A 13,350-nucleotide genomic window follows, 5' to 3' on the forward strand; every position below is an offset into this window, starting at 1 on the left:
CAATATTTATTATTTATGTACCAGAACTCAATATTAAATTATAAATCATGTCAAATTCAATTCCAGAAGCTGAAAAGCAGAAAATCATTCAAAAAATCACGGCTAAAGCCCCAAACTTGCGATGACCTATGTGTAGCAATCAGGGTTTTAGTTTGGCTGAAGGATACTTTAATAATATTCTAAACTTCGATTTAAAAGGTGGGATGGTTCTTGGTGGGCCAACTATTCCAACCATTGCGTTGATATGCAATAATTGTGGCTTTACAAGCCAACATGCTCTTGGTGTTTTAGGATTATTAAATCAGTAGAAATGGTGGATAGCAATCTTCATATTGATGTTAACAACGATGTAATCCAGCACTCAATTATTTACAAAAATATTAAACAAGAGTTCATATTAACTAATATGGATAAAGTTGAGTTACTACTGATCGCACATCATAACGTTATAAAAAGGAAAATTGATTGGCTCGCCCCATTAGGGATATTCATTACTTTATTAGCAACATTAGCGACAGCGGAATTTACTAAGACGGGGTTTGGGATCGAGCCTATTATTTGGAAAAGCCTATTTCTATTTGCTTGTATTAGTTCATTTGCTCTCACTGTTTACTTTGCTTATGGTGCTATTAAAGATTGGAACAAAGGTACAGTCGAAGAATTTATTAGGAAGTTAAAAATTGAAGATGCAGATAAACAGCCTTCCAATTGATGACTTTGTTAACAATTGGAATAATACATTCTTGTAGGATATAATCTCATTATGAGAGAGGCATACAAATGTTTATTGATTTATTTTATAACTCATCGATAGAAAACCCAAATTATAGCTATGTGCTTCCGTTAAGGTAATCGCAAGATCTTTCTTTGATTTTGTTCCAATTAAGCTATCAAGATAATCAGCGTACTCCTGCATAAATTGTTTTCGCTGAGGCAAAAATGTAGCGCGATCGTATGCACGGTCATTATTAGACTTTGGAGCATGTGATAATTGTCTATCTATAACATGATGCGGATAGTTCAAAATCTCTTTACCAACGCCCAATGGTAAAGTTCTAAATCCGTGGCCTGTCATACGGTTTTTATAACCCATACGTTTTAGGGCGTTTAAAATGGTGCAATCTGACATTGGTTTGCGTGGGTAGGGAATACTGGGAAATAAATATTCGCGGTGCCCTGTCAATTCTTTAAGTTCGTACAGCACCGATAAAGCTTGCTTTGATAGCGGCACTAAGTGTGTCAAATCCATTTTCATTCGTTCGGCTGGGATTGTCCACATAGCGTTTGCAAAATTAATCTCGGACCACTTAGCGTTTATCAATTCGCCTGTTCTGACAAATGTGTAAAGCAATAATTTTATAGCCAAATTTGTTTGCTTGTAGGCTCGGGCTTCATTGCTGTTAATTGCGGCTAACAGTTCCGGTAACTCACTAATGTCAATCGCTGCATAATGGCCTTTCTTGTATTTTTTAAATGCCCCTTTTAGTCCGAAAGTTAAATCCTTATCTAACCTCCCCGTTAAGGATGCGTACTGAAAAACCTTACTGCACATTTGTAACACTCGCCTTGCGATCTCCGGCGCGTTTTTTTCAATGCGCTGTAAACAAGTGAGGATGATCTGTGGAGTTAACTGATTTAGTGGATAACGGCCTATGTGCGGAAACGCATGCAGTTCTAAACGTCGGATAATATAATCAGCATGTTTTTCACTCCATGTTTTGTAATAGTGTTGATGCCATTCCCTTGCAACTGTCTCGAAGGTTTGATCGGAATTAAACGCGGCCAGTTGCTTTGCTTTTGTTTTTAATATCGTTGGATCGATTCCAGCTTTGATGCTTTCTTTTGCTTCATCGCAAATTTTACGTGCCTCTTTTAACGAAACATTGGGAAATACTCCTATTGCATACGTTTTCGATTTTCCATGAAATTTAAAGTTGTAGCGCCAATATTTGCTACCATTAGGCATGATTCGTAAATAAAGCCCTTCAATATCATACAGTTTATAAGGTTTGGTTTGAGGCTTGGCGTAACGGCAAGCCATGTCGTTAAGTGACACGAATTCCTCCTTTAGTTACAATAAGATATTTAATAAATGAGGGTATCGAATTTATCAGGGTATCATTGATACCCTTTTTTATACCCTTTTTTGTTGTTAATTTGGATAAGTATAGGTATATAATCCTAAATGTAAAGTGCCAAAAAACACCGCTTTTATACGGGTTTTTTAGACTGATAGGAATATATGTTGTTAAAAATGGTGGAGAGAATAGACTCTTGAAACCACTTTTTATATTCCTAACACTGATAGAATTTTTCAATGTCATTTTTATCCGGTACCCTCACTTATACCCGGCGGGTATATCATCAAATTATACACTAAAACGCATGCTCTGCAAGCCTTTTCTTACGCTACGAGTTAGAATTCTTTTTTGAAGTTTATAAATGTTGAAATTAGTTTTTGATGTTAATGTACATTAATGGTGATGGATAATTATTCCTATAAAATGGGCTGTAGTGATTAGACTTTGAAAGGGCTATCAATCTAAGCCATAAATTTCTTTCCGCTTTTTAAATGCTTGCGCGCCACCTTCTAATACCTCACAACAAATCGCTCTCGTTTCGGCGCGATCTATAGAACCCATGCCAACTATTTGCGATTTAATGCTTGTGCTTTTAAGAGGTATAATCAGTTCAGCATCACCTAATACGGCAATATTAGCGTTATGGGTAACAATAATTACTTGTCGCTTTTCTTTGATTTTCTTCAAGTTCTGCACAATATGCTTAGCAATAAATTCGCTATCCAAATTATCTTCAGGTTGATCTATCAATAAAGGTTTCTTGCTATTAGAATGCAACAAAATCGCTAAAACAATTGATTGTTGTTGTCCTAAAGATAATTGGGCAATACTTCTGGAAACTGGTTTTTTACTGCCATCAGGCTGGTCAACCATTTTTGTCACAGTTAACACTGGCAAATCTTCAACTATGGTACTTTCGAATTCTTCATAAGCAAAATTCGCCTTGGATGTTGACAGAATTTGTTCAATTTCATTGTCCGAAAACACCCTTGCTCCGTTGTTGGTGAGCGTTTTGAGGGTATCTAAGTTGCCTTTTTTAACGGCTTTCGCGAATTCGCAAGGTGAAATAAATCTACTTAATAACTTTGCTTTTGGTACTTGTACTGTTCGCCACTGCATAAGTGATCTTATTGCTTCTTCAAACAATGGAGAATATTTGCCTTCATGAAACTTAAGGTCTACAAGAAAACCATCTACGGAATTTTTTAAATCTTCTTTTATTTTTATGCCGAAGGCGAGTCGTAGATTATAAATTTTTGTTAGCAAGGCTGCTCGTTCTTGAATTAATCCATTTCGTTGTTTCAGCAACACATCAAGGTCATTCTTTTTTAATAACAATGTTTTTAATTTCTCTTGAAAATGATTAACACTTGACGCTATTTGATTAATCTGGCCGATATCAAATGGAATTCCTTGAGCTGCCAATTCTGCCTTTTTCGCATCAATATTTGCTAATATACCAGATTCCTTACTGGCCCAATCATTTAACTGCGTTCTCAATTCAGCAATCTTTCCGTTAAGCGAACCTTTTAACTCGGAGGATTTTGAGCTTACAATAACAGAAAACTCATTTACGATTTCTTTTACTTTGGTGAAGTTTTCTTTGCCAACGATTATATCTTTATCTTCTAACTTCGCGAAGGACTGAAAAACTGAGCTGTCATCCAAAATGCCTTTATATTGGTCAATCAGCCTCTTAAGATCAGTGATGATATTTGTACGAATCGTCCTTTCCTGCAATAGAGCAGATTGATAGACAACTAATTCTCCAACATTATCTTTTTTGAGCTGTTCTAATTTTCCTTCATGGTAAATTTTTTGTTTTTCTACTTCTGGAATATTAATGACTTCAACCCTTAACTTTGCTATCTCACCCTGATTAATTATAAGTTTTTGTCTTGCTTCATCTTGCTCATCTTTCAATGAACCGAACTCTATAAAGCTTTCCAAAAAACTCAGCAAGGTGGTTGGATTTTCATCGCTATATTGAATTGTATTTGCTGTTTCTCCTTGGCCATACGTTTCAATATCTATAGTAGTTATTCCATTGATAGGATCTTGAGTATTTGTTACTATCCCATTTTTCTCACGCGACAAATAAGTTAACTGTCCTGCTTCATCCTCATAAAGTAGAGAAATTTTATCCGGCCAAACGTCACTATTTATAATATTCGAACCTGAACTATTACCCGACGCAGTACGAACACACTCAAGCAAAGTAGATTTTCCCGCACCTCGCCCCCCGATGATACAAGTCAAATTTTTATTTAGATGCACTTTCAAGCCGTCTAATAAGCCTCCATCAATTTTAACGCCGATAAAGCAGGGGGTTCTTTCTGGAATTAAATCTTCCAACATTATGCGGGATGTCGAATTTTGTAACGCTACTTTAAAACCATGAAAACAAAGGCTATCCATCTTAATTCTGGTAAGCCTCTTGTTACCTTCGGCATTTAATCCCAATTTGGACAACATGTGCGAATCTGAAGACATTAAAACTGGAAATTGCCAGTCATTATTTAAGGATAAGGTTTGTCTTCGAAGATTAATTAATCGTTTTCTATCCGCGTTAAGATCGGCATCGGTATAATTGATTGAATTCTCCTTATTAGAAACTTCTAACGCAACGATGGTTGGATGGCAGATAACTGCTTCCATTTGGGGGCCGAACCTATTTATTACGCTTTCAAAGCCAGAGGTTAATTCTATATGCGCTAAAACACCTATGCCGCCGAACTGTTGAGCGATGGTCAAACAATCAACTATACTTTGTGAGCAAGTTTCGCGATTAGGCGCAATACTAAGCCTACCATAGAAGTTTTTTAAACTAAGATAATCTTCAAAATAAACCAACAAATGGCCTTGGGTTGTACTAACTTCTATACCAGGAATAACGAGAATGTTTTTTCCTTCAGCATGAGCCAATGCAACCTTTACATTACCGATTTCATTATGATCGGTGATAGAAATAATAGATAAATTTTTTGATATCGCAGTATCCACAATATTTTGTGGAGTCATAGTATTATCTGTAACATCGAAAGAGCCTTCTTCACCAAAAGAATGAATATGAAGGTCGGCACGGTGGAATTTTGCGCCAGAATTTACATCGCTAAAATCAATTGTCATTTCTAAACTGTGAGGTTAATTAGGTTGTAATAGTAAACATACGAATATTGTGGAGCATATTTAATAAGCGGCATAGTTTATTTTATGCTGGTAATGCCAGAATTCTTATTTCCCCATTATCGTTTTATAAGATTGCAACAAATACAATCGCATGTGTAGTTGATGCCCTTCATTATACCTTAAAATTAATCATGATTGTTTATGATTAACGTAACACTGTTTCGCTTGACTAATAGGAATATATTCAATATATAACGCTGCTCGATAGGTATTATATCCTATTACTGACCTTTAACCAAAGGACATTTATGACAGCGAAAGAAAATCATGACCCAATACTCACCCGAAAAGAAGCTGCACGTTACCTCGGCGTAACACCAGGCACATTAGCCGTATGGGCTTGCACCAAGCGTTACAATCTCGCTTATCTGAAAATTGGGAGATCAGTACGATATCGCCGTTCTGAACTCGACAGGTTCCTTGATGTATCGCTCAACAAACCAAGCGAAACTTAAGCGCCTTTGTACATCAGCCATATTCTATTTTATTAATTTGGAGCTTCGTATGAACATTGAACAAGCTAAGTGTATCCCCTTGTCTTCAATTCTGGAAAAAATCAACTGTTACCCTGTTAAGTATTCCGACAAGGATGCTTGGTACTTATCCCCGCGTCGGATAGAGAAAACGGCAAGCTTCCAAGTATGCTATAAAACCAACCGTTGGCACGATTGGGGTGATGGCGTACATGGGGATGGTATCGACCTCGTGCGGTTTCATCTGAACCAAAGCGGTGTGAATGATACTGTTGCGGATGCGTTGCGCTGGCTGGGCAATATGATCGGCGCAAGCACACATATCGCCTTTGTACCTTATGATGTTGCTGGCAGCACCGAAACGGACAAAACGCTTGTCCTGAAATCGGTAACGGCAATCAAGCATCAGGCATTGGTCCAGTACCTTGAAAAACGAGGCATTGACGTGGCATTAGCAAAACGTCATTTGAAACAGGTCTACGTTTCAAATAAAAAAACAGGAAAGTGTTTTTATGCCCTCGGTTTGAGAAACGAAGAAAACGGATATGAGATACGCAATCCGTACTTTAAAGGATGCGTGCGCAAAAAGTATATTACGTTTGTACGCGGCACAAAACCGAAATCCAACGATATCCATCTATTTGAGGGCATGATGGATTACCTGACTTATATAAGCATCAAAAAAACACATGAACATGATGTAATCATTTTGAATTCGCTGGCCTGTCTGAATTACGCAACGGCCTATATCAAAGGTTATGGGTATAGAATGGCGGCCACATGGTTTGATAACGATCTATCAGGTCAAAAAGCTACGGAAGCGATGGCAGCTTTTTTCAAGACGGAAGAAGATTTAACACATAAGCCGATGAATAAAACTTATAGCGGCCATGAAGATTTTAATGCGTGGCACATGCATAATTTGAATTTAGTTGTTTAATAAAATGCGGGGTTTATTGCCCCGCTTTTTATTAAATCGTCTGACTATTATTTTTTTCTTGAAATTAAACTACTCGACCCATCCTTGTCCATAATTTCCAGTTTCATGCAACCACTCTTTTCCACAAGTTCTGCAACTATAATAGCTTTCATCAACAGCACCGAACATTGAATCTACAGGTTTAAATTCTGTTAATTTCAAGTTCCAATGTGGTCGATCGTATCGACCACATCCAACAAGTGCTTTGCAATCATTACAAGGTTCTTTAACCACTTTATCAAAAATGCTCATATTAATTATTGATTGTCATTGAACGGCTGGGCTATATTTTTCGATAAACGCTTGCAATTTTTCAGGCCTGTAAATTCCGTATTGATTTGAACTTATGAAACCATCATCAAACGCAAACTGTAAATATTGTCTACCCTCTTCGTAAAAAGGGATGGTCAAGCGTCTAAATATGTCAGTAAATTCCCTCAAATTTAACGCCCTCGGCACGCTAAAGACCGGTTCTACAAATTCACCCTGATCGTAAAAACTTAACAATGCTCCTATGCCGTCTGGACCTGTAAATTTCTCGAGACTTAAAGTAGCTGTACTTGGCCTTACTGAACAAAAAGTGTTAGTTTCTGCATCATGGTGAACGATTTTAAAATTCGTTGCGCGAGACTTTCCCTCTTTATCATTAATGTTCTCCCACTCGAGATACGCTTTTTCGGGAGTTTCAATGATATGACCGCAATGATCACAAATGAACTGAGTTAAAGGCTTCAACATAATATTTGATTATTTACAAACATACTGATAAACGAACGAATAGCAGATTTATCGCTTTTGTTTCTTTTGTTGGCTCCTTGTTTTGATTGCCTGCTGCTGTTCAACTATCTTTTCCCGTTCCTGTTGCTTTTTCCCTGTTGATAATGCGTTTATATATTCATTCTGCTTATCTGTTGATTGCAAGATTTTGTCCAGTAACTGTGGCTCATGCTTTTGCAATATATATCCAGCATTAAAAGCGGATGCAGTTTCAGAGGTAATATAATCTTCTTCCATACTTGTATGATTAAAATGTATCACGGGATTTACGTTGTTTAAATGCTTCGATGGAATCGGCATCATACATAAATTTACGCGGCGATAATTCAGCGCACGTAAATTGCTTTTCGTCCTTATATTTCTGTAAGGTGGTTTTGCTGGTAATGCCTAACGCTTTCATGGCTTCTTCGGGTGTAAGCCATTTTTCTTTTTTAATCCCATGTTCGGTTTTAACGTAGGCGACAACTTTATCAATCAAAGCCTTTAAGGCTTCATCTTGCAAACAAATAACTTCCATTGGGTGACAGGTTGGTGATAACAAGGTAAGGAAAAATCCTGTCACAAAAAAATCCGGCGTGTCACAATGTTTAGGAAAGCGTGACACATACGTGACATGAAAATAAATCAGGCTTTTAAGTTTTCACCTAAAAGCCTGATTATCAATGTAGCGGGGAGCAGGATCGAACTGCCGACCTTAGGGTTATGAATCCTACGCTCTAACCATCTGAGCTACCCCGCCGGGTTGTTTTTCTTGCTGATATTCAGCTTTTTATGAATTGAAACATAATAGGCTTTTTTCAGCATCCAAACCTGTTAACGGTTTTGTTAACGGTGCGCCTTTCGGTGCGTGGAGCGCAAAGGTAAGAATTACGACCTTTATTTTATAATCTTTTTCACTTTTGTTCTCATCAAAAAACTTATTACCTTGCTTGTATGGAAGTTATCTGTTTTGAAGACCGGGCTTTCTTTGCAATGATCGATAAGCTCGAAGCTTACATCGACAGCAAAAGACCTAAACCATCACAAGGCGACAAATGGGTTTCCGGCGAGGAAGCTATGAAGATGCTACGCATCACCAGCAAGACCACATTGCAAAAATTCCGCGATGAGGGAAAAATCCGTTATAGCCAGCCGGAGAAAAAAATCATCTTATACGATGCCGACAGCATCCGCGATTTTATTGAAGATTTTACCTACGAAACCTTTTAACAATGGAAGAAGAACAAGACCCATCGCCGGAATACATCAAAGGCTTTAATCAGATGTACAAACTGAAAAAAGAAATGCCCGAAGTTGCGCAACAAATTCTATCAGCTAAAGATGAAGATGACCGATTTAAAGGCATGGTTGGTGGAGCAAGGCAATACGAGTTGGAACGCATCCGGGAAGTTTCACAAAAAGGTCGTGAGCAGTCTCGTGAACGAGAAAGGTAAGGTTATATAATTTTGTGATACAATTTATCAGGCTATGTGTAGCAATCTAATATGTGTAATAACATAGGTCATCAAAGCTGTATCCTGTCATTGCCATTAGAAATTTTGTATTAAACCTATAAGATTGTTGTTTTTAACAATTAGCAACACTTAAAAATGATAAGCTGTTAATAGATTTACTATCAACAAGTTTACATACAGAATTTACCTTATGTCCGACCCGAAATTTCTTTGTGAAGAACCTATATTTGCAAGTAAGGCAATTAACATGTAAATTGCTCTCATATAAGAACTTATCAAACCTTATTTGAGAGAATATACATGGAAACGCTAAAAATGAAATTTAAACTTCACGCATTAGAATTTGAAGTTGAAGGGAACCAAGATGTCGTAAAAGAGGAATTCAAAAACTTCAATGAAAATATTTTATCTCACATAATATCTACAGTAAATATAACGGCTAATGCCCCGACTATGTCGCCAAAAGGGGTTTCAAGCGTTAGTAGAGGATTGATTGAATTAGACGATACGACAAATGCCTATTCGGAAACCGTCGGCAACCAAGATTATCCTATCTTAAAAGATGTAAAATTGCGAGATCTGCCTAAATCTGAAACTGAGTGGCTACTCACTTATGCTTTTTATGGTTCGGGCTTTGGGTCAAAGGAATTTACAAAGGAAAATTTAATCCAACTTTACGAAGAAACTGACAGGAAGGATGCAAATAGAACTGCAAACTTATCTAATAATATAAAGAGCCTTGTAACCAGCCAGTATATTAAATCAACTAACGCAACAAATTTTATAATATTAGAAAAAGGCAAGAATAAAGCTGCTGATATTCTAGCAGGTAAGTCCGTTTCAAACCCAACACAACGAAAAATAAAAAAAGGTGGGGCAAGTAAAAGCAATAGCGAACAAACTTCAGCTAAAGAAGCAACTAAAACTTCTAAAGGTAAATCCTCAGCTAAAACAGGCGTTAACTTTGTCGATCAGAAGTTTGCGCTTGCCGAGATTAGTGCTTTAAAAAGTTATTATGGTTTAAAAGCTCCAAAATCTCAAAATGAAGAAGTTTTGGTGTTTTTGAATTGGTATGCAGAACATAAAAATTCAGACGGCGCTAGTGTTGAAGAGATTATGTACATGTTTAAAGTAGTAACGAAAAACGTACCGAATGCTTTACAACAAGTTTTAATTAATTTAAAAGGTCCAAAATCTAATTTGATTGATAAAGATGATAATAATAAGTTCAACTTAACCTCATTAGGGGCAATGTTCGTAGCAGATAATTTACCGAAGTCATAATATATGTCTATCTCATCTTTCGTTAAAAAAATTCCAGAATTTAATGATTTGTCTGCTAGCGACAAAATTGATTTGTTTGCTTACTATATTTTATTCGAAACTGAAGTATCTCAATTCAAAGCAAGTGACATTAGCGAGTGTTTCAATGATTTACATTTAAGTCCCTATTCTAATATTTCTAGTTATTTAAGTAAGTATTCGAAAAGAGCGAAAGGTCAGAAATTCTTGAAAAGAAACTCTGGTTACTGTCTTGAGAGTAACACCAGGGCGCTTATAGAGAAGGTTATACAAAAAGAGTTTGTTCCAGAACCTTCAAATAACCTTTTTGCACTTAGCATTTTCGAAAATACGAGAGGCTATTTAACGGGTTTTGCAACAGAAGCTTCATGTGCATATGACTTTGCTCTATATAACTCATGTTTCTTTATGCTACGTAAGCTTCTCGAAACTTTAATTATCGAGCTATTCGAAAAACACGGTATAGAAAGCAAAATAAAAAACGGGAACGGCGGCTACTTTTTTTTAAGTGACCTGATTTCAAAACTTGTTTCGGAAAATAATTGGCATTTAACAAAAATCACTCGCGAAGATATTCCCAAGATTAAGAAGCTTGCTGATTCTAGTGTTCATAGCAAACGCTTCTCCGCAAAAAAAGTAGATATTGATAATCTCAAAACTGAAATACGAATTATATTTGAAGAGCTAGTTAGTTTAATTGACTATCCAAACTGGAAAAAATGATAATATTGCCGGTAAAAAAATGGAAATTTGGTCTACTGTGTGTCTCTGTGTGTCATCAGGAGGCAAGCTTCATGCGGGTCTACGAGAATTAATGTATTGGATCGCCAAACAGCTTCAAGTAAGATACGTAGTGATTGTGCATAGGCTTCAAAAGCGGTTGTAAGCATGTCAGATATCTGTCTAATAACGATGGGTAATGATACCTTTTAATTATAATCACCGAAATGAAATTCGACAAAAATCTTGGCTTTACGAAACAAAATTTACGCAGGATAATTTAAATTACTTGGCAAAAGCTGGGAGTAGCAATAAAATTATTTTATGTTTTTTGTTTTGAAAAATGCACTAATATATCTTTTTTCTCATCCGGCTTGGGGCTACCTTATTTCATCTTTAATTATTTTGCTGCTATCTATCACGTTTCCTAAGAAGATAATCTTGCGGCTATGGTAAACAACGCTGTAATACTTGTATCTGCGATCAGCAGATATAAGAGAACTATTGGGGGTATGGGCTTCCTGCCGGAAACCAACCTTTTCAAAATTTAAAAGGACTTAGGCTAAGACGGTGCTACTTGGGATGATCCCATGTATAAACATGGCCCCGCAAAAATGCAGGGCCATATTAATTTATTTTTGGAAATCCTTATTACGGCTTTTTAGATAATCTTTTATTTGATCCGTATTCCAGTAATTGAGGCGACCGCCATCATCTTTGTGGGGCTTAGGAAACGTGCCGGATTTGATACGCCTGTTGAGTGTTGAGAGACTCAAATTCAACTGCCGAAGTACCATTGCTGTAGTGATACGAAACGGTTGACCGACACCTTGATGAATTTCCATGATTGTTCCTTTCAGTTTGTTGTGGTTTAAATAAGCTATCAAGATAATCTGCATAATCTTGCATGAGCTTTATACGATCATCTAAATATTTGGCTCTATCGTATGAGCGAAGCACTTCGCCTTTGGGAACATGCCCTAATTGACGATCCACTATACGCATCCTGTATTTCAGTTTTTCAGTACTAACGCTCATAAATAACGATCTAAAGCCGTGGGTAGTCATTACCGATTTGTAACCTAAGCGGTCAAGTTCGCTCAGTATAATATTCTTACAAACCGGCTGATTTTCTTTTACCGGACTTGGTAGAAGATATTTCCTGTTTTCCCCGTATTCCCTATCAAGTTCTAAAATTATCTCTATAGCTTGCTTAGGTAACGGAACAAGATGATCTCTTTTTATTCTTCTTTGTTCGGCTGATTTTTTCACATTATCAGATATAATAATCCACATAGCCGTATCAAGATTGAATTTTGATCGTTCTGATTTTAGCATTTCCATCGTTCGACATCCAAACAACATTGCCAATCGTGCGGCTTGATTAGCTAATTTATGTTGTTTAGGAGGCGGGGCATAGATTGCTTTTATAAAATCAGGTAATTGCTCTAATTCAATACAAGCAAAATGACCTGAAATATATTTAGGTAATGCTGCTTTAACACCCAAAGTCAAATCTTTATCAAGCCGATCTGTTAGACCAGCGAATTCAAAAATTTGTTTGCAGTAGCCAAGTAATCGTTTGCCAAGTTCTGGCGATCTTTTTGCCGCCTTCTGCACACAAACCAAAAATATTTTACGAGGCAGCTTGTTTATCGGATAACGACCTAAATCATCAAACAACTCATTTTCCAACCTTCGCAAAATTCGAGCGGCTTGTTTTGGCGACCAATTATTGATATACTGTGTATGCCATTCTCTTGATATGGCCTCAAAGGTTTGAGTATTGTTGAATGCCGCTAATTGCTTTGCCCCCTTTCGCAAAATTGCTGGGTCATTGCCATTTTTCAAATCGGATTTTGCATTATCTCGTTTATCCCTTGCATCCCGTAAAGAAACTTCAGTATAGGCACCAAAGGAAAGCGTGTTTTCTTTCCCGTTGTACTTGTATTTATATCGCCAGTATTTTTTTCCGTTCGGATTGACAAATAGCCACAACCCTTCACCGTCGTTAAGTTTATATGTTTTAGTTTTTGCCCTGGCATTTTTGCAGGACGAATCGTTAAGGAGCATAGCGCTCTCCTTTCAGTACAGAATGTTACAAACTGGAAACTGTCGGGGATGCTTACGCAGATTTTTTACCCCATTTTTTACCCGCTTTCACGTGGCATATTATGAAGTATAGGTATATATTCCTAAATGTCAACCCACTATTTATTTGTTTCAAAACAAATATTTGATGCTTTGTGGCATCTTGTGAATTAAAATTTGGTAGCCCCGACCGGGGTTGAATATATCCCTTCAAATCATTGTAAAAAGAGCAAACTTTATTTTATAGCTTGTCCTTTACCCCAACAATTACCCTAAGTCTACTT

At 36.9% G+C, this 13,350-nt stretch carries 14 protein-coding genes and 1 tRNA gene; 7 read left to right on the forward strand and 8 right to left on the reverse strand.

The window, feature by feature from the left end; genetic code table 11:
- Window positions 1-310: 310 nt before the first annotated feature.
- Window positions 311-712, forward strand: coding sequence for a hypothetical protein (locus MUCPA_RS28395; protein ID WP_008511206.1), 402 nt, complete (start codon window positions 311-313; stop codon window positions 710-712).
- Window positions 713-784: 72 nt separating this feature from the next.
- Here the strand turns inward: MUCPA_RS28395 and MUCPA_RS28400 are convergent, their stop codons facing one another.
- A complete protein-coding gene (locus tag MUCPA_RS28400) occupies window positions 785-2,056 on the reverse strand; it encodes a tyrosine-type recombinase/integrase (protein WP_157544002.1) in 1,272 nt (423 codons plus the stop codon).
- A gap of 481 nt (window positions 2,057-2,537) precedes the next feature.
- On the reverse strand, window positions 2,538-5,210 hold the full coding sequence (locus MUCPA_RS28405) for a TrlF family AAA-like ATPase (RefSeq protein ID WP_008511209.1): 2,673 nt from the start codon (window positions 5,208-5,210) through the stop codon (window positions 2,538-2,540).
- 308 nt (window positions 5,211-5,518) lie between these two features.
- Here MUCPA_RS28405 and MUCPA_RS37255 point away from each other — a divergent pair, with 308 nt between their 5' ends.
- Window positions 5,519-5,725, forward strand: coding sequence for a helix-turn-helix domain-containing protein (locus MUCPA_RS37255; protein WP_008511211.1), 207 nt, complete (start codon window positions 5,519-5,521; stop codon window positions 5,723-5,725).
- A gap of 49 nt (window positions 5,726-5,774) precedes the next feature.
- A complete protein-coding gene (locus tag MUCPA_RS28410; RefSeq protein ID WP_008511213.1) occupies window positions 5,775-6,683 on the forward strand; it encodes a toprim domain-containing protein in 909 nt (302 codons plus the stop codon).
- A 69-nt stretch (window positions 6,684-6,752) separates the two neighbouring features.
- Here the strand turns inward: MUCPA_RS28410 and MUCPA_RS38415 are convergent, their stop codons facing one another.
- The 5 genes from MUCPA_RS38415 to MUCPA_RS28430 all read right to left on the reverse strand — a co-directional run bounded on the left by MUCPA_RS38415 (window position 6,753) and on the right by MUCPA_RS28430 (window position 8,238).
- Window positions 6,753-6,974, reverse strand: coding sequence for a hypothetical protein (locus tag MUCPA_RS38415; RefSeq protein ID WP_169316214.1), 222 nt, complete (start codon window positions 6,972-6,974; stop codon window positions 6,753-6,755).
- 15 nt (window positions 6,975-6,989) lie between these two features.
- The gene (locus tag MUCPA_RS28415; protein ID WP_008511214.1) at window positions 6,990-7,460 is read right to left on the reverse strand and encodes a hypothetical protein; all 471 of its coding nucleotides are present in this window, start codon (window positions 7,458-7,460) and stop codon (window positions 6,990-6,992) included.
- Window positions 7,461-7,508: 48 nt separating this feature from the next.
- A complete protein-coding gene (locus tag MUCPA_RS28420; RefSeq protein ID WP_040626589.1) occupies window positions 7,509-7,736 on the reverse strand; it encodes a hypothetical protein in 228 nt (75 codons plus the stop codon).
- Window positions 7,737-7,746: 10 nt separating this feature from the next.
- Window positions 7,747-8,016 (reverse strand): MerR family transcriptional regulator, encoded by a 270-nt coding sequence (locus MUCPA_RS28425; RefSeq protein ID WP_008511218.1) that lies wholly within the window; start codon window positions 8,014-8,016, stop codon window positions 7,747-7,749.
- 148 nt (window positions 8,017-8,164) lie between these two features.
- Window positions 8,165-8,238, reverse strand: a tRNA-Met gene (locus MUCPA_RS28430).
- A gap of 194 nt (window positions 8,239-8,432) precedes the next feature.
- Between MUCPA_RS28430 and MUCPA_RS28435 the strand changes: the two genes are divergently transcribed.
- The 4 genes from MUCPA_RS28435 to MUCPA_RS28450 all read left to right on the forward strand — a co-directional run bounded on the left by MUCPA_RS28435 (window position 8,433) and on the right by MUCPA_RS28450 (window position 10,978).
- Entirely contained in the window at window positions 8,433-8,708 is a 276-nt protein-coding gene (locus MUCPA_RS28435) for a helix-turn-helix domain-containing protein (protein ID WP_008511221.1), read from the forward strand.
- 2 nt (window positions 8,709-8,710) lie between these two features.
- A complete protein-coding gene (locus MUCPA_RS28440; protein ID WP_008511222.1) occupies window positions 8,711-8,932 on the forward strand; it encodes a hypothetical protein in 222 nt (73 codons plus the stop codon).
- Between the two features lie 321 nt (window positions 8,933-9,253).
- Window positions 9,254-10,237 carry a hypothetical protein gene (locus MUCPA_RS28445; RefSeq protein WP_040626591.1) on the forward strand — a complete coding sequence of 328 codons (984 nt, stop codon included), beginning with the start codon at window positions 9,254-9,256 and terminating at the stop codon, window positions 10,235-10,237.
- 3 nt (window positions 10,238-10,240) lie between these two features.
- The gene (locus MUCPA_RS28450) at window positions 10,241-10,978 is read left to right on the forward strand and encodes a hypothetical protein (protein WP_008511225.1); all 738 of its coding nucleotides are present in this window, start codon (window positions 10,241-10,243) and stop codon (window positions 10,976-10,978) included.
- A 723-nt stretch (window positions 10,979-11,701) separates the two neighbouring features.
- On the opposite strand, the gene MUCPA_RS28455 is transcribed toward MUCPA_RS28450, so the two are convergent.
- Window positions 11,702-13,048 carry a tyrosine-type recombinase/integrase gene (locus MUCPA_RS28455; RefSeq protein WP_008511227.1) on the reverse strand — a complete coding sequence of 449 codons (1,347 nt, stop codon included), beginning with the start codon at window positions 13,046-13,048 and terminating at the stop codon, window positions 11,702-11,704.
- Between the last annotated feature and the right edge of the window lie 302 nt (window positions 13,049-13,350).

This window comes from Mucilaginibacter paludis DSM 18603, assembly GCF_000166195.2.
Taxonomy (GTDB): Bacteria; Bacteroidota; Bacteroidia; order Sphingobacteriales; family Sphingobacteriaceae; genus Mucilaginibacter; species Mucilaginibacter paludis.